This window comes from Rhizobium sp. SJZ105, assembly GCF_007828365.1.
GTDB lineage: Bacteria > Pseudomonadota > Alphaproteobacteria > Rhizobiales > Rhizobiaceae > Agrobacterium > Agrobacterium tumefaciens.
Genome location: NZ_VIUP01000009.1, coordinates 82,998 through 100,428, shown reverse-complemented (window position 1 = coordinate 100,428; position 17,431 = coordinate 82,998). Strand labels below are relative to the sequence as shown.

General features: G+C 59.4%; 15 protein-coding genes and 1 riboswitch. Of the genes, 9 read left to right on the top strand and 6 right to left on the bottom strand.

The features are described from left to right. Positions 1 to 16: 16 nt before the first annotated feature. Positions 17 to 1,003 (bottom strand): NADPH:quinone reductase, encoded by a 987-nt coding sequence (locus FB593_RS21700; protein WP_121557757.1) that lies wholly within the window; start codon positions 1,001 to 1,003, stop codon positions 17 to 19. A 108-nt stretch (positions 1,004 to 1,111) separates the two neighbouring features. Between FB593_RS21700 and FB593_RS21695 the strand changes: the two genes are divergently transcribed. After that, entirely contained in the window at positions 1,112 to 1,441 is a 330-nt protein-coding gene (locus tag FB593_RS21695) for a winged helix-turn-helix transcriptional regulator (protein ID WP_003517048.1), read from the top strand. Positions 1,442 to 1,454: 13 nt separating this feature from the next. Here FB593_RS21695 and FB593_RS21690 read toward each other — a convergent pair whose 3' ends face one another. Beyond that, positions 1,455 to 2,336 (bottom strand): LysR family transcriptional regulator, encoded by an 882-nt coding sequence (locus FB593_RS21690; protein ID WP_065662786.1) that lies wholly within the window; start codon positions 2,334 to 2,336, stop codon positions 1,455 to 1,457. 138 nt (positions 2,337 to 2,474) lie between these two features. On the opposite strand from FB593_RS21690, the gene FB593_RS21685 reads away from it, so the two are divergent. From FB593_RS21685 to ribB, 5 genes are all read left to right on the top strand, one after another. Continuing rightward, entirely contained in the window at positions 2,475 to 3,050 is a 576-nt protein-coding gene (locus FB593_RS21685; RefSeq protein WP_003526149.1) for an isochorismatase family protein, read from the top strand. A 67-nt stretch (positions 3,051 to 3,117) separates the two neighbouring features. Then, positions 3,118 to 3,867, top strand: a complete 750-nt coding sequence (locus FB593_RS21680; RefSeq protein WP_145166949.1) for a pirin family protein — start codon at positions 3,118 to 3,120, stop codon at positions 3,865 to 3,867. Between the two features lie 589 nt (positions 3,868 to 4,456). Then, positions 4,457 to 5,965: an ATPase domain-containing protein gene (locus FB593_RS21675; protein WP_145166948.1), complete on the top strand. Its 1,509-nt coding sequence runs from the start codon at positions 4,457 to 4,459 to the stop codon at positions 5,963 to 5,965. Continuing rightward, on the top strand, positions 5,907 to 8,012 hold the full coding sequence (locus tag FB593_RS21670; RefSeq protein ID WP_321186295.1) for a hybrid sensor histidine kinase/response regulator: 2,106 nt from the start codon (positions 5,907 to 5,909) through the stop codon (positions 8,010 to 8,012). The genes FB593_RS21675 and FB593_RS21670 overlap by 59 nt, the downstream gene beginning before the upstream one ends. Positions 8,013 to 8,160: 148 nt before the next feature. After that, a riboswitch (FMN riboswitch) is annotated at positions 8,161 to 8,310 on the top strand. A 119-nt stretch (positions 8,311 to 8,429) separates the two neighbouring features. Further along, a complete protein-coding gene (gene ribB / locus FB593_RS21665; protein WP_145166947.1) occupies positions 8,430 to 9,071 on the top strand; it encodes a 3,4-dihydroxy-2-butanone-4-phosphate synthase in 642 nt (213 codons plus the stop codon). A gap of 121 nt (positions 9,072 to 9,192) precedes the next feature. Here ribB and FB593_RS21660 read toward each other — a convergent pair whose 3' ends face one another. The 4 genes from FB593_RS21660 to FB593_RS21645 form a co-directional block, all read right to left on the bottom strand. Further along, entirely contained in the window at positions 9,193 to 9,981 is a 789-nt protein-coding gene (locus FB593_RS21660) for an SDR family oxidoreductase (protein WP_145166946.1), read from the bottom strand. 15 nt (positions 9,982 to 9,996) lie between these two features. After that, on the bottom strand, positions 9,997 to 11,475 hold the full coding sequence (locus FB593_RS21655; protein WP_065704005.1) for a sugar ABC transporter ATP-binding protein: 1,479 nt from the start codon (positions 11,473 to 11,475) through the stop codon (positions 9,997 to 9,999). Positions 11,476 to 11,595: 120 nt separating this feature from the next. Next, positions 11,596 to 12,525 (bottom strand): sugar ABC transporter substrate-binding protein, encoded by a 930-nt coding sequence (locus tag FB593_RS21650; RefSeq protein ID WP_003517083.1) that lies wholly within the window; start codon positions 12,523 to 12,525, stop codon positions 11,596 to 11,598. A 132-nt stretch (positions 12,526 to 12,657) separates the two neighbouring features. Next, entirely contained in the window at positions 12,658 to 13,638 is a 981-nt protein-coding gene (locus FB593_RS21645; RefSeq protein WP_003517084.1) for an ABC transporter permease, read from the bottom strand. Between the two features lie 437 nt (positions 13,639 to 14,075). On the opposite strand from FB593_RS21645, the gene FB593_RS21640 reads away from it, so the two are divergent. From FB593_RS21640 to FB593_RS21630, 3 genes are all read left to right on the top strand, one after another. Next, positions 14,076 to 14,885, top strand: a complete 810-nt coding sequence (locus FB593_RS21640) for a transketolase (RefSeq protein ID WP_145166945.1) — start codon at positions 14,076 to 14,078, stop codon at positions 14,883 to 14,885. Beyond that, positions 14,885 to 15,841, top strand: coding sequence for a transketolase family protein (locus tag FB593_RS21635; protein ID WP_003517089.1), 957 nt, complete (start codon positions 14,885 to 14,887; stop codon positions 15,839 to 15,841). The genes FB593_RS21640 and FB593_RS21635 overlap by 1 nt, the downstream gene beginning before the upstream one ends. A 115-nt stretch (positions 15,842 to 15,956) precedes the next feature. Further along, positions 15,957 to 17,426 (top strand): FGGY family carbohydrate kinase, encoded by a 1,470-nt coding sequence (locus FB593_RS21630; RefSeq protein ID WP_145166944.1) that lies wholly within the window; start codon positions 15,957 to 15,959, stop codon positions 17,424 to 17,426. Positions 17,427 to 17,431: the final 5 nt, after the last annotated feature.

The following is a 17,431-nucleotide window of genomic DNA, read 5'->3' as shown; positions in this document are numbered from 1 at the left end:
GGGCGCAGCGGGCAGATCAAAAACCAATCAGAATCTTGCCAATGGCCTTGCCGCTTTCCTGCAGTTCATGGGCCTCGGCAATCTGATCAAGCCCGAGCGTTACGGCGATCTTGGGAACGTAGGCTCCCGAAGCCGCGCAGGCCGAGACTTCCTCGACAGCATCGCGCATCGCTGTTTCCGGCATCGTATAGACGTAGACGAAACGGAAAGAAAAGCCACCAACGAGCGCCGGAAAGAACGGGATCGAGAGCCTGGCTTGCGGCGATCCCGTGGAGTAAGCCGACACGCCCCCGTCACGCGCAAGGCAGGCGATTGCCGTATCGATGTTGGCGGAGATGTCCACGTCGACGATACGGTCGACGCCGTGACCATCGGTCGCCGACCTTATTTTCACAGCAACATCACCGGCATGCCTGTTGACGACGAGATCGGCTCCGGCTGCGCGGGCAACGTCTGCCTGTTCGTCGCGGCTCACCGTTGCCGCCACCCACGCCCCTGCCCACTTTGCAAGAAGAATGGCGGCGTTGCCGACCGCACCGGCGCCACCCTGCACGAGAACCCGCTTACCTCGCAGGTCTGTATCGGCAAACAGGCATCGATGCGCCGTCATCGCGGGGACGCCGAACGACGCACCGACCCCGAAGGGCACGTTGTCGGCCAGCCTGACTGCCTGCCTCGACGGCACCACGACGAATTCCGCAGCCGTCCCGAACGCCCTCCCCGTCTGGGCCATGTAAACCCACACCCGCTCGCCTATACGTTCCTGCGACACGCCGGGGCCGACACTGTCGATGACGCCCGACCCGTCCTGATGCGGAACGATTCTGGGAAATGGCATGGCCTTACCGCCGAAGCCGACACGCGTCTTGATGTCCGAAGGATTGATGCCCGAGACCACGATCCTGACCCGGACTTCCCCCGCCCCGGGCTGGGGATCGGGAAGCTCGCCAACGGTCAATACTTCTCTCGCAGTTCCTTGCCGTTCGTAGAACGCAGCTCGCATAACACACCTCTCCTAAATGTGGCTTCCATCTGGGCGTGACACAGGCAAACTTGCAAGTAGGCAACAGTTTTGCCTATAGGAATAAAAAGTACACTAATGGAGAACTGAATGGCTGTTGGCCCAAAATGCCCGGTAGAAGTTACCGTCGATGTCACGGGCGGCAAGTGGAAGCCGATGATCATCTATCGTCTACTCGACGGTCCGTACCGGTTTGGAGAGCTGCGCCGCCTGGTCGGCGATCCAAGCCAGCGCTCGCTCACGATGCAGCTCCGCGAACTAGAGGCCGACGGGATCGTGAGCCGCGAGGTCTTTGCCGAGGTCCCTCCGCGCGTCGAATATTCCCTCACCGAATTCGGAAAAACGCTGGCCCCCGTGCTGATGGCGATGCGCGACTGGGGAGTTTCCTTCCAGGGTCGCTGTCAATCCACGAAGGCATGACCGGTCGACCTCGTCAGGGACCGGGCTTCGCCGCGAAGCGCTGCACGAAGAAGTCGATTAGCACTCTGACCTTCCGGGACACGTGCGATCCTGGCGGACGCACGATGTAAACGCCGATCTCCGGCAGGCCGTAGTCCGACATAATCGGCACAAGCGTCCCTGCGGCAACATAGCTTTCCGCGATCACAACCGGCAGTGCAGCGATGCCCAGTCCGGCTGCCGTCCCTTCGGCAATGCCAAGGGCACTATCCGCCTTGAACCTTCCCTGCGCATTGATGACGATGGTTCGGCTGCCATCGGAAACCTTCCAGCTCTCGGTGCCCTGCAGGATCGCCTGATGTTCAAGCAGATCGGAAGGCTTTCGCGGGACGCCATGGTTCCGGAGGTATTCGGGGTTGGCAAACAATCCAGCCGCGAATGCACCGATCTTCCTTGCCGTCAGGTTCGAGTCCTGCAGATAACCGACACGTATCCCGCAATCAAAGCCTTCCGCCACCAGATCGACGTAACGGTCGCTGTAGTGCGCATGGAGCTGCAAGAGCGGATGCTGGCGGGCCAGTTCGGCGAGCGCTGGCGCAAAATGCCGCGGACCGAAGGATGACGGAACGGCGACGCGCAGCCGTCCCCGAAGCTCCCCGGTCGGCGCCATCTCCTCGCGCGCAACCTCCATTTCCAGGCACATGCGCGCGGCATGCTCGCGAAACGACGCTCCAGCCTCCGTCAGCGACGCACCTCGTGTGGTCCGGGCGAGGAGCTGGACGCCCAGCTCGCTCTCGAGACGAACGAGGCGACGGCTGACGATGGATTTCGGCAATCCGAGACGTCGCGCCGCAACCGTGATCCCGCCGCCATCGGCAACCTCAACGAAAGTCTGCATATCTTCGAAGCTGACCATTATTGCGTTCCATTTTCCGTTCCACAGAGTGGCTCATCCTAGAGCTACCGTGCCGTCTATCGCAACGCTAAATTCCACTCATCGAGCGGACCTAAATCCAACCCGACAGCCGCCGACAACGCAAAAAGGAATACGACAATGCATAAGGACGTCTTTACTCCCGAGAATTCCGCCATGCTGCTGATCGACCATCAGATCGGCACGATGGCCTGGACCCACTCACACGACATCAACCTGGTCAAGCAGAACGCACTCAAGCTTGCCCGGATCGCCAAAGCCGCCAACATCCCGACCATCCTGACGTCCAGCATGGAAGAACAAATCCAGGGGCCGCTGATTCCGGAACTCAAGGAAATCCTGCCCGAGGCGTTCGAAGCCCGCATCAAGCGCCCGGGTATCGTCAACGCCATGCACCACGACGGCTTCAACCAGGCCGTCAAGGCGATCGGCCGCAAGAAGCTGTTCGTCGCAGGCGTGACCACGGAAATCTGCGTCACCTTTCCGGTCCTCCAGATGCTTGACGAAGGTTACGAGGTGCAGGTCTCGGCGGACGCATCCGCCTCTTACACCAAATACGGCGACGATATCGCCCTGAGGCGCATGGAAAAGGCAGGCGCAATTATCACCACTGTCGACCAGATCATCTCGGAACTCGCCGTCGACTGGACGAGCCCGCTCGGCCAGAAGCTCGTCGGCATCCTGAACTACCACTGACAACGCAAGTCGCTGTGTTCGGCGCGGGCGACTGTCGCCCGCGCCCGAGATCGAAGGAAACAGTCCAATGACCATCACCAAAATCCCTGCAGGACTTATGCGCGGCAATATCGGCCAGGGCTTCGGCGTCGAGATCATGTATCCGGGGCTGTCACTGACAACCGACGACAGCGGGATCGGTCCCATCGGCAGGATTGACCGCGCCCAGGTTCAGCCGGGTCATCTCATAGGAATGCATCCGCACAAGGACGACGAAATACTGACCTACATGCGCGGCGGCGAGATGCTCCACCGAGACACCGTCGGAAACGAGAAAAAGCTCGACAAGACACGTTTCATGATGATGAACGCCGGCCATCACTTCCAGCATGAAGAGCTTATGCTTGGGGAAACACCCGTCCGGGCCCTACAGATTTTCCTGCGTCCTAACGCTCAAAATCTTGAGCCAATGGTGCAGTTTCATAATTTCGTTGATGAATTCAGTGACGATAGCTGGAGACTGATTGCAGGGCCACGAAAAGCGCCATTGACGGTAAGATCCGATGTCTGGGTCTTTGATGTGCGCCTCAGCGCAGGCACGACGCTGAGATTGCCAACCGCTGATAACTCAGGGTTGGCTTGCCTGCTCTTTGTCTTCAAGGGGAAAATTCGATTTGGAAACGAGACGGTCTCCGACGGAGAGAGCGTGTTCGTGACCTCGTTCGAACAACATCCAACGGCATTGACCGACACCGATATCGTCTTGTTCTCGTTCGATCCCAACGTCCAGGTATTTCGTGGCGGAATGTTCAGCGGCAACCAGAAACGGGGCCGCTGAAGTCGTTGCTCGAGCGGCGCAAACGTGAACCAGGGGCTTTCTCGCGCCAAGTCTCTTTCAACGTTTCGGTGTCACCCACCGATGGTGTTTTTATGCATAGCAAAGGGCACCACTAGGTCGGCACCATCGCCAGCGCCTTCCGTGGCCACCCTCGATGAACGGAAGAGCAGTTCTGGCTAATCGTCGCTACCATCCCAATCTTCATAGCGATCGCTGGTGCGGATCACGAAGACCGTGGCGTCCGAGTGGACACAAAGCGCGTGCCATTGAAAACACGCAACTGAGGAGGGTTTGCTTCAGTGCTTAAGGTTGATCCATTCTTCGGAAGAAGAACCTTCTTCCCCGGGGACGCAATCGAGATCATGCTGTTTGTGACCTGACCTCCGCAGATTACTCCCGAAAGAGCCACGCGTACCCTGCGAAGTCAGCTTCCGGCCTGTGCAAATTACGGTGCCAACCGTCGCCAAACGCTGCGCGCTGCGGCGCTGAGGCGGGCGCCATTGGCAGTCCGGGCTCAGACACTCCCGCCGCTACGCCCTTGATTCTCCTGAGGTCGCGCCCTAGATGTTTTAGAAAGTCCGGAGGAAACATGCATCAGGTTTTAAGTCAAAAAGCAGAAACTGGCGTCAAGGGACTGGATGATGTTCTTTCCGGTGGCTTTACGCGCAGGCATGTCTTTTTACTTGAGGGCTCTCCAGGGACGGGCAAAACAACGATTGCTTTGCAGTTCCTTATTGAAGGAGAAATACGCGGCGAGCGCTGCCTTTACGTCAGCCTGTCGGAAACGGACGAAGAATTGCGCGATTGCGCCAGATCGCATGGCATGGAGATTGGTAGCGGGATCGAGATATTTGAACTCGTCCCCCCGGAAAGCCTTCTCGACGCCGAGCAACAGCAAAGCCTGCTCTACTCCTCAGATCTCGAGTTGGGTGAAACGACAAAACTGATTTTCCAAGCCTTTGAGCGGATCAAACCCCAGCGCGTCGTAATTGATAGCCTCTCTGAAATTCGCCTTCTAGCGCAGAGTTCGTTGCGATACCGCAGACAAATCCTCGCATTGAAACACTTCTTCGCTCGCTCCGATGCAACGGTGCTGCTGCTTGATGACATGACGTCGGAAAATTTTGACAAGACGGTCCATAGCGTAGTCCACGGTGTCATTCATCTCGAACAGCTTGCTCCCGATTACGGCTCCGAGCGGCGTCGGTTGAGAGTGATCAAGTATCGCGGTCAGTCGTTTCGCGGCGGCTATCATGATTTCACTATCAAGACTGGTGGCGTTGCGGTTTTTCCGCGTCTTCGCGCGATTGAGCACAGAACCGAATTCGAACGAACAACCCTCTCGAGCGGTCTTTCCGAATTCGACGGCCTGCTCGGTGGGGGCGTGGAGCGTGGATCAAGCACTCTCCTCATCGGCCCTGCTGGAACCGGAAAGAGCCTGTTTGCTCTGCAGTTCGTCAACGCCGCAGTCGAGCGTGGGGAAAGGGCTGCGGTCTTCATTTTCGATGAGGAACTTGGTCTCCTTTACGCACGCACCAGATCAATGGGTATCGACTTGGAGAAGCTGCAGGCAGATGGGCACGTCCACATCGAGCAACTCGATGCCGCCGAACTATCACCGGGGGAATTTGCACAGCGTGTGCGCGACCGGGTATCAACTTTCGATGCCAAGACAGTGGTGATCGACAGCATCAATGGCTACCAGGCTTCTATGCCGGAAGAGAATGCTCTCATCTTGCACATGCACGAACTGCTACAGTACCTCAACAGGCAGGGAGCCAATACATTCCTGACGGTCGCCCAGCATGGCCTCGTCGGGGACATGAAATCGCCCGTCGATGTCACTTATCTGGCAGATAGCGTCATCCTTCTGAGATATTTCGAGGCGCTCGGAAAAGTGCGTCGCGCCGTATCAGTGATCAAGAAGCGCACAGGCCCTCACGAAGACACGATCCGTGAGTTCAGAATATCCGGCGACGGACTGACCCTCGGAGAACCACTTTCCGAATTCCAGGGCATCCTTCGCGGCGTTCCAAACTTTGTCGGCGATCAACACCCGCTTCTTCCTCTCAACGGGGAGGGTAGCAAGAATTCCTAACGGCGACACACGCGCACTTGTCTATGCTCCGATCGGCCGCGATGCGCCGATTGCAGCGTCACTCCTGAAGGAAGCTGGTGTATCTTCCACCACCGTGGCTGATATTGCGTCGTTTGTCGCCGGTCTGGGGGACAACACCGCCTTCGCTGTGGTGACCGAGGAGGCATTTCGTTCAGCGGACCTGAAAGGGATTTTTGCTTGGATCGCAGCGCAGCCCAGTTGGTCTGACCTGCCATTCATTATCCTAACAAACCGCGGCGGAGGACCTGAACGCAACCCGACTGCGGCGAGGCTCTCTGAGGTTCTGGGAAATGTGAGCTTTGTCGAGCGACCTTTTCATGCGACGACTTTCATAAGCGTTGCCCGGTCGGCCATGCGCGGTCGCCGGCGGCAGTTCGATGCCCGGGCCAGAATGGAAGCGCTCGATGAAGGCGAGCGTCGCCTCCAGACGGCCCTTGCCGCCGGCCGACTTGGCACGTGGGAGCTCGATCTTGCAACCAATGAACTGACCACTTCGGCAACATGTCGATTAATTTTTGGCCGCGGTCCCGACGAAGAGTTTTCCTATGCGGACCTCGTGGAATCGGTCCATCCTGATGACTTCGAGCGCATGCAGTTGGCTGTTCGTGCAACGATAGAAACGGGCGCCGACTACGCGATAGAATACCGAACGGTCTGGAATGACGGGTCTACCCACTGGGTGGAGATCCGTGCCCAGCTCTACAGGGACCGCACTGGCAAGGCCATCAAGCTTGTTGGCGTATCGGCCGACATAACCTCACGTCTGAAAGCGGAAGAGCATCAACGGCAGTTGAATGAGGTTCTGGAAGAGCGCGTCGCGGAGCGAACGCGTGAACTGGAAGAAGCATATGCTACTGTCATGGAAGAGGTAAGCCAACGAGAACGAGCTGAGCAACAGTTGCGCCAGTCCCAGAAGATGGAAGCGATCGGCCAACTCACCGGCGGCGTGGCGCACGATTTCAACAACCTCCTGATGGCCGTCCTCGGTAATCTTGAGTTGCTGCGAAAGTGCGTTGGCAATGACGCAAGGGCAATCCGCCTCATCGAGGGTGCCCAACAGGGCGCAAAACGTGGCGCTTCCCTCACCCAGCGGCTTCTCGCTTTCTCGCGCAGGCAGGACCTACGCATTGACCCGGTCGATATGCGAGCGCTGGTTACCGGAATGGAAGACCTTCTGAAAAGATCCGTCGGCTCGACCGTGGTGATCAAAACTGACGTGCCAGATCACCTTCCTCTGGTCTCGGCCGACGCCAACCAGGTCGAGCTCGCGCTCCTCAATCTCGTTGTCAATGCCCGTGATGCCATGCCTGACGGAGGCGAGATCGTTATCGGGCTGCACGATGTCCATCAGAACGTCCAGGCCGGTGAGCTTGCGGCAGGCAATTACGTCGTCCTATCGGTCGTCGACCAGGGCCACGGAATGGATCGTGATACGCTGCTAAAGGCTATCGAGCCGTTTTTTTCGACCAAGGAACTTGGAAAAGGCACCGGTCTTGGACTTTCCATGATCCATGGCCTGGCGTCCCAGTTGAAAGGCGACCTCAAGCTGACAAGCGAACTGGGTAAGGGCACAAGGGCGGAACTGTGGATCCCAATCTCGACATCCGAAATCACAAATGACTCCGCAGCGATTGAGGTCTCGGCTGGCCCGACCGCGAGCGCCTCAGGACCGAAACGAATACTGCTGGTGGATGACGACCCTCTCATAGCGATGAGCTCAGCCGATATGCTGATGGACCTCGGTCACGATGTCGTTGAAGCGCATTCGGGGAAAGAGGCACTGGAACATCTGGGAGACGGAAGCGGCTTTGACATCCTGATCACCGACTATTCAATGCCCGGCATGACCGGCGGAGATCTGGCAATTGCAGTGCGCCATATTGTCCCAAAGCTTCCGATACTCATCGCCTCGGGCTATGCAGAACTGCCGCCTGGAGTTGATCTTGACGTTGCACGGCTCGGCAAGCCTTATACGCAAGATCAGTTGGAGCGGGAGCTTCATAAGCTGTTTCACGATCCGACGTAAACGCCGCCTTCTGGTCTCTTACCCCAGACAATTCTAATTCCGAAATGAAATACCCGGTCTCGAATATAATCGGGATATCCGTTTCGCGCGCGCGGAGCCTGGCAAAATATTGCCGCTTGCGTCCTCCCCATTTGATAACTTATGTTGGCAATGTTCTCAGGGCGGGGTGCAATTCCCCACCGGCGGTATCGGGATTTTCCCGGAGCCCGCGAGCGCTTCCGGTCTCCAAAGCCGGAAGGTCAGCAGATCCGGTGAGAGGCCGGAGCCGACGGTACAGTCCGGATGGAAGAGGACAAGGCAAAAGACGTCCGCGTGCAGCGGGCTTCGCATTGCATTGTTCGCCCAAGGGATATTTGGCGCTTCTTGAAGCGCGAAAATGCCGCAAAACGGCATAACCCTTGAAAGGCTTGAAAGAAAATGACCATTGCTAAAATTGAAGACGCAATCGAAGCCATATCCCGTGGCGAGATGGTAATTGTCGTTGACGACGAAGACCGCGAAAACGAAGGCGATATCATCGCCGCGTCCGACAGCATAACCCCGCAGCAGATCGCATTCATGATGAACCATGCGCGCGGGCTGATCTGCGTCGCCATGCCGGGAGAGCGCCTCGACGCGCTCGACATTCCGCTGATGGTGTCGCGCAATACCGAATCCCTCAAGACAGCCTTCACCGTCTCCGTGGACTATATTCCCGGCACCACGACAGGCATTTCCGCTGCAGACCGGGCAAAAACCGTGCGTGCGCTGGTGTCGGAAGGCTCGCGTCCCGAAGACTTCGCCCGCCCCGGCCATATCTTCCCGCTACGCGCCAACCCTACAGGCGTGCTCGGCCGCACCGGCCACACGGAAGCCGCCGTCGATCTGTGCCGCCTGGCAGGCAAGTACCCCTGCGGCACCATCTGCGAAGTCGCCAATGACGACGGCACCATGGCCCGCCTGCCCCAGCTCGAAATCTTCGCCGAACGCCACGGTCTGCTCGTCGTGACGATCAAGGACCTCGTTGCCTATCTGAAGGGCGAGGTTGTCGAGGAAGTGGCGCAAAAGCAGGTTGCCTAGTCTTCACGCGCCTGTGCGGTGAATAAAAAACGCCCGGCGAAAGCCGGGCGTAAAATCAAAAGGCAGACCACCTTACCTCTTGCACGTGGTCATCAATTCGGGCGGCGCTGCCGCGCAAACCCTACCAGCAGCAGAACCCGCCATCTACCAAAAGGTCCACGCCCGTCACGAAGCTCGCCGCATCTGACAGCAGGAAGATCGCTGGGCCGACCATTTCATCGACGCCCGCCATGCGCTGCATCGGGGTCTGCTCTTCGAACAGTTTCGTCTGGTGCACCATTTCCGGCCGCGTGTTCATCGGCGTCGCGGTGTAACCCGGCGAGATGGTGTTGACGCGGATGCCGCGCCCCACCCATTCCATCGCCATGGATTTGGACATGTGGATGACGCCAGCCTTCGATGCATTGTAGTGGCACTGCATCAGGCCGCGATTGACGATGACGCCGGACATGGAGGCAATGTTGACGATTGCGCCGCGACCGTTCTTCAGCATGGCATGGGCCTGCGCCTGGCAGGAGAGGAACACACCCTTCAGGTTGATGTCCATCATGGTCTGGAACTGGCTTTCCTCCATCTCCTCGGCAGGATTGGCGTTCGCGATGCCGGCGGCATTGACGGCAAGCGAGAGAGCACCGAGTTCGGCCTGCGTGCGTGCTACCGCTTCGCTCAGCGCCTGCTTGCTGGTAACATCGGCGGCGATCTGGATCGACTTGCGACCAGCCCTGGCAATGAAATCGGCCGTCTGCGCCAGGCCGTCATCTGTGCGGCGGTCAAGCAGCGCGACATCGGCACCGGACTGGGCAAGCCCCATGGCGATCCGCTGGCCGATGCCGGAACCGGCACCGGTGACGAACGCCACCTGGCCGGAAAGATCGAAGAGTTTCGGCGCGTTGAGCGTGATGGTGGACATTCTCTATTTCCTTCTTCAGATGGTTGCCAGTTCCATGACCGAGACGTCGTTGGCCTCGTCGCGATTGAGGATTCCTGCCTGTTTTCCCTGCGCAAGAACGAGGATACGGTTTGAAACGCCCAGCACCTCTTCGAGATCGGAACTGACGACGATGACGGCAACGCCGCTTTTGGCCAGACCGACGATAATATCGTAAATGCCAGCCCGCGCGCCGACATCGATGCCGCGCGTCGGCTCGTCCAGCACAACCACGCGCGGGTTACGTGCAAGCCATTTGGCGATGACGACCTTCTGCTGGTTGCCGCCGGAGAGATCCGAGGCAGGCTGTTCGCTACGGCCCTTCACGCCGAATTTGGCAATTGCCTCCTTCGTAAAAGCACGCTTGATGCTAGGCGTTATCCAGCCGGTGCCGACACGGTCGAGATTGGCGTAGATCAGGTTCTCACCGATCTCATGCTCGACAACCAGCCCTTGAAGCTTGCGGTCTTCCGGCACCATGACGATGCCCTTCGCAATCGCATCCGCCGGGCTTTTCAGCGTCAGTACCTGTCCATCGAGCAAAACCTCGCCCGCACTGGTCGGATCGGCCCCGGAAATGGCACGCACCAGTTCGGTACGCCCCGCGCCGATCAGCCCGGCAATTCCAAGAATTTCGCCTGCACGGACGCCGAAACTGATGTCGCGGAAAGAATTGCCCGTGCCAGTCAGCCCCTTGACCTCCAGCACCGTTTTTTCCTGCGGTTCGGGCAGCGCCGGGAACAGGCGTTCCAACGACCGGCCAACCATGCTTTCGACGATGGTGCGCACCGGTGTCGCGCTGTCTTCAAATTCATGCACCCGCTCACCGTCGCGCAGCACGACGATGCGGTCGGTGATCTGCCTGATCTCTTCCATGCGGTGGGAAATATAGATGATGCCTACGCCCTCTGCGCGCAGCTTGCGAACCTGCTCGAACAGGGCCTGGGTTTCCGCACCGCCAAGGGCCGCCGTCGGCTCGTCGAGGATCAGCAGCTTGGCATCGAGCGCCAGCGCCTTGGCGATTTCGATCAGCTGCTGGTTCGCGGTCGAAAGGCCCGAAACCTTGCGGGTTGCGGGAATATGCAGATTGAGACGCGCCAGCTGCTGCTGCGCCCTTCGCACCATTTCGGCGCGGTCGACGATGCCGTTCTTCATCGGCCAGCGGCCGATAAAGACGTTTTCGGCGATGGAAAGCTCCGGCAGAAGTTTCAGCTCCTGATGGATGAGTACAATGCCCTTGTCTATCGCCTCACGCGGCGAAGCGGGTGTATAGGGCTGGCCAAGCCAGGTCATCTTTCCTTCTGACGGCTCGCGGGAACCGGCGATGATGCCTGACAGGGTGGACTTGCCCGCCCCGTTTTCACCCAGCAACGCCACGACTTCACCCGGATAGACGTCGAGATCGACGCTTTTCAGAACCTCGAGCGGGCCGTAACGTTTGCTGATGCCACGGAGCGAAAGAACCGGCTCGCGCATGACGGGACCTCCTGGGAAACACGCGTGGCAGCGATGCGCCACGGCTTAGCGTCCGAATTGCCTGAAAACGAACAGATGACGCCCCCGCGCATCCGGCTGGAGTGCGCGGGGGCGGATGCATCAGGGGTGATTGGCAATGAAGCCGTCGACGTTTTCCTTCGTCGTCAGCGTCGCCTCGGAGAGTTGCACGGCCGGAACCTTCTCGCCGCCGACGATCTTGACGGCCATCTCGACAGCCGTGCGGCCCATCTTCTGGGTCTGCTGCGTCGCTGTCACGTCAAAGACGCCGTTCTTCAGCGCCTCAAGCGCTGCCGTGTCGCCATCGAAGCCGCCAACGACGATCTTCTGCGAGGGGTTGGCGACCTTGATCGCCTGTGCCGCGCCGAGCGCCAGACCGTCTGCCTGGGCAAAGACGATGGAAACATCAGGATTGGCCTGCAACATGTTCTGCATGATCTGGAAGCCTTCATCCTGGCTCCACATGTTGGACCACTGTTCGGCAACGATCTTCACGCCGGAATTGGCCTTGACCGATTCCATGCAGCCCTTGGTGCGGTCGACTTCCGGTGTCGTGCCTTTCTGGCCATGAATGATGACCATCTTGCCCGAGCCGCCTGCCTGCTTGATGATGTAGTCGCAGACCGACTTGGCGGAAGCGACGGAATCGGTGGCGAGGAAGGTATCGCCCGGTGCGCCGTCGGCATTGCGGTCGATGTTGATGACGGGCACGCCGGCCGCCTTGGCAAGCTTGACCGGAACGGTCGCCGCAGCGGCACCAGCGGGAATATAGATCAGCGCGTCGATGTTCTGCGTCAGGAGATCCTGGATCTGGTTGACCTGCGTCGGACCGTCGCCCTTGGCGTCGACGGTGACGACGGTGATGCCGCGCGTCTTGGCTTCGGCTTCGACGGCCTGCTTGATCTGGTTGAAGAAGTTCGCCTGAAGATTGGCAACGGCAAGGCCGATCTTCTTGACTTCGGCGGCGTTGGCCGAACCGAGCGACAGGGCGAGAAGGGCAGCGGATGTCAGCAGAATGCGTGAAAATTTCATGATTATTCCTCCATTTGTTGATTTTTGACCTTCGGGCAGATCAAACCTCCTCCCCTTCGGCCGCTTTTCACGCCTCCCATACCGGGAGGGTCGTCTATTGCGCGGACGGCTCATCGCCCTCCGCAGGCAAATTCAGCTTCTGCGCCGACGCAATGTTTCAGCGCCCACGGCCAGCACGATAACCACACCGATGATGACCTGTTGCAGAAAGGGTGAAACATTGAGCAGGTTGAGGCCGTTGCGCAGCACACCGATGATGAGCACGCCGATCAGCGTTCCGCCGATGCCGCCGGCACCGCCCGAAAGCGAGGTCCCGCCGATAACGACAGCCGCAATCGTATCCAGCTCGTAGCCAAAACCGCTGGAGGGCTGCACCGAGTCGAGACGGGCTGCAAGAACGATACCCGCAAGACCGGCAAGAACCGCACAGGCAACATAGACGCAGATCGTCACCAGGGCGACGTTTATGCCGGCAAGTCGCGCCACTTCCGGGTTGCCGCCAACGGCATAGACGGTGCGGCCTTCGGAGCGGAAGCGCAGGAAAAGAAACGATACCAGAACAACGACGAGCATCAGCAGCACGGTCGCCGTTAGCACGCCGAAATGGCGGTCGATGGCCAGCATCATGAACCAGTCAGGAAAACCGACGATCTGCTGACCGTCCGTGATCATATTGGCAAGGCCGCGCGCCACCGACATCATTGCAAGCGTCGCGATGAAGGCCGGAACCCGGAAGGCGGTGACGAGAACGCCGACGACAAGGCCGCAGGCTGCGGATGCGATGAGCGCCAGCATGATGGCCATGCCCATGGGCATGCCCGCGACATTGGCTGTCCAGCCCATGATCATCATAGACAGCGCCAGCACCGAACCGACGGACAGATCGATACCGCCGAGCAGAATGACGAAGGTCATGCCAACGGCCATGATGCCGAGCACGGTGATCTGGTCGAGGATGTTGAGACCGTTTCGAAGCGACAGAAAATTTTCGCTGGTGAAGGTCAGGAAGACACACAGCAGCAGCAGGCCCAAAAGAGGTCCGGTCGCACCGCTTAGCCAGGCAAGCGGGCTTCTGGTGTGCGTAACCCCCTCATTGCGTTCAAGCACGGACATGGCTCCTCCAAGTGGCTATCTTGCATTTTTTAAACCGATTAGAATAATTATTCATGCTCGGTGAAACATGCATAAGCCAGTTGAGAGAAACTTGTCAATAGGCTTGGAGGGCGGGACGGGCCTTGCGGGTGATGGGATGGCTTCACACCTGCGCCTCTCATCCCGTTCCGGTGCGCATCGCGGGAATCCAGCGCAAGCGCGCCTGCGTGGCAAGGAGAGCCCTTTCAGCCAAAGGACTTAGGTTGAGCAGGTTCCTTTGACGGACCCAGGAATGAGGCGGGGAGGCGCGCTTCATCATTGGTGAAAATGAAGCGGCAGAAATAATCGGCACGGATTGAAACAGGACAATTCACAATTCCGGCTTGACAGAAACGCCACGTCTGCAATTATATAAACAGCTGTATAAATATTCACACGCATGTTTTGAAGAGGATCCCATGCAGCCCACAGAGCTAGAGCGCATTGCGCGCCAGATTCGCCTTCGCGACGTCCAGGCTGTTTTCGAAGCGGGTGCCGGCCATATCGGCGGAGAAATGTCGGCGATCGACATCATGACCGCCCTTTATTTCCGCGTATTGCGCATCTGGCCGGAAGAACCGAAGAACCCTGCCCGCGACCGTTTCGTGCTGTCGAAAGGCCACACCGCCTGCGCGCTTTATGTGACGCTCGCCAAACGTGGCTTTATCCCGGAAGAGGAAATCTCGACCTTCCTGCAACCCAATTCCCGCCTCAATGGCCACCCCAACTGTAACAAGGTACCGGGGGTCGAGACCAATACCGGCCCGCTTGGCCACGGGCTTCCAGTTGCCGTCGGAATGGCCAAGGCGGCCAAGCTTTCGGGAGCGGATTACCATACCTATGTCATGACCGGTGATGGCGAGATGCAGGAGGGCTCCAACTGGGAAGCCATCATGTCCGCAGCGCAGTTCAAGCTGAACAATCTGACTCTGATCATCGACCACAACCGTTTCCAGCAGGGCGCCGCCATTGCAGACACCAACGACGTCGCGCCGCTTCGCCCGAAGCTTGAAGCATTCGGCTGGGAGGTGAGTGAAATCAACGGCAACGCAATGGAAGAGATCGTCCCTGCGCTCGAACATCGCGGCGAGCGCCCGCATTGCATCGTCGCCCACACCAATAAGGGTCACGGCATTTCCTTCATGCAGGACCGCGTCGACTGGCATCATAAGGTTCCGAGCAAGGAACAATACGAAATTGCCGTCAAAGAACTTTCGGAGGCATTGTAATGAACGCGCCCGTAACCGCCGCCAAACTCTATGATTGCCGCGACGCCTTCGCCGAAACGCTGGAAGCGCTGGCCGCTGCAAACGACAGGGTCGTGGCCGTATGCAACGATTCAGTCGGCTCCTCGAAGCTCGGCGGCTTCAAGTCGAAATTCCCCGAGCGCCTCGTCAATGTCGGTATTGCCGAACAGAACATGGTGGGCGTCGGCGCCGGCCTTGCCAATGGCGGCCAGCTTCCCTTCGTCTGCGGCGCATCTTGTTTTCTGACCGGTCGCGCGCTGGAACAGATCAAGGCAGACCTCGCCTATTCCAACGCCAATGTGAAGCTCATCGGCATCTCCTCGGGCATGGCCTATGGCGAACTGGGGCCGACACATCACTCGATCGAGGATTTCGCCTGGACCCGCGTTCTGCCGAACCTGCCGGTCATTGCCCCCTGCGACCGCATCGAAACGGCCGCCGCCGTCAAATGGGCTGCGGACTATGCCGGCCCCTGCTTCCTGCGCCTGTCGCGCGTCGGCGTGCCGGACCTTCTGCCTGACGGCCACGTCTTTGAACTCGGCCGCGCCAACCTGCTGCGCGAAGGTTCCGACATAACGCTGATCGCCAATGGCACGCTGACACACCGCATCGTCAAGGCCGCCGATATTCTGGCCGGTCGTGGCATCAAGGCGCGTGTGCTTAACATGGCGACCGTGCGCCCGATCGACGAGGCGGCCATCATTGCCGCAGCGAAGGAAACCGGCGCAATCCTGACGGCTGAAGAACATTCGATCTTCGGCGGTCTCGGCTCTGCCATCGCCGAAGTTGTTGTCGATCATGCCCCCGTGCCGATGAAGCGCCTCGGCGTTCCGGGCGTCTTTGCCCATACCGGCTCGGCAGAATGGCTGCTCGATGAGTTTGGCATGGCACCCGCGGCCATCGCGGAGGCTGCAGCAGCGCTGCTCAAGAGAAAGTAAGTCTCCTCCCAGGGTCGTCGCGTGTCTTCGGATGCGCGGCGACACCCTTTGCAATATCGTCGTTCAATCACCGCAAGGCTGAAACGAAAAAACTGCCGACGAAAGAACTCAAGTGATGCGCGCCATTCTGTCCATCGATCAGGGCACCACCAATTCTAAGGCCATTCTCGTTTCTGAAACAGGAGAATTGCTGGCGCGCGGTTCATCGCCGGTCGGCATCACATATCCGCAGCCCGGCTGGGTGGAGCAGGATCCGAACCGTATCTGGGCCTCGGTGCGCGAAGCGATTTCCGCCTGCCTGTCTTCGGCACTCTCCGCCGTCAGCATTGAAGCCATCGCCATTTCCAACCAGCGCGAATCGGTGACGATCTGGGACGGCGAAACAGGCGAGCCGCTCGGCCCGGTCTTGAGCTGGCAATGCCGTCGCACTGCGCAGGAATGCACCGATCTCATCGGCAAGGGCCATTCCGAACGTGTCATGGCGCTGACCGGCCTGCCTATTGACCCGATGTTTCCCGGCGCCAAGATGCGCTGGCTGTTGGAGCGTGCGCCGAAGGGCCGCAGCCTTCGCCTCGGCACCATCGATAGTTGGCTGATCCACTGCCTGACCGGCGGCAAGGTGCATGCCTGCGACGCCTCCAACGCGGCCCGAAGCCAGGTGCTCGATCTCAACCGGCAGGTGTGGAGCGAAGAGCTTTGTGACCTTTTTGGCATCGACATCAACGCCCTGCCCGACCCGCGCGACAGCAGCGGCGACTTCGGCGTGACATCAGGTGTTCCCGGCATCGCGGACGGCACGCCTATTCTGGCTGCCGTCGGCGACAGCCACGCCGCCCTCTTCGGCCACGGCGCCTTCAATCCCGGTGACGGCAAGGTGACGTTCGGCACCGGCTCATCGGTGATGACGACGCTGCCGCATTTCATCGCGCCAGAGCGCGGCATCACCACGACAGTTGCCTGGAGGATTCACGGCAAGCCGACTTTCGCCTTCGAGGGCAATATTCTTGTGTCTGCCGCCTCCCTGCCGTGGATGACGGACATTCTCGGCCTGCCAGATGTCGCATCTCTTGTGGAGCTCGCCGCGACCGCTGAACCAGATGGCCCCGGTTTCGTCCCGGCCTTTGTCGGCCTCGGCGCGCCCTATTGGGATTCCAATTGCCGCGCGCTATTTTCGCAGATCAATTTCAGCACAAGTCGCGCGCAGATGGCCCGCGCCGTTACCGATTCCATCGCCTTTCAGGTTTATGACGTCTTCTCGACCATGCGCGCGCAGTCGCCCTCCGGCTTCGGACAGCTGTTCGTGGATGGCGGGCCGAGCCAGAACCGTTTCCTCATGCAATGCGTCGCCGACATGCTGGACCACCCCGTCATCCAGCGTGACGCGCCGGAAGCCTCCGCGCTCGGCGCGGCCTATCTTGCCGGCCTCGCCCTCGGTCTATGGAGCGATCTCGACGCCATCGCCGCGCTCAACAGTCACGGCAACGCCATCGCGCCTTCGTCCGGTGACGGCAGGCAACGGCTTGCCGTCTGGCGCGACGCGATTGCGCGCTCGACGTTACCTGTGACGTCGGGTAAGGGTGAATAAAAATT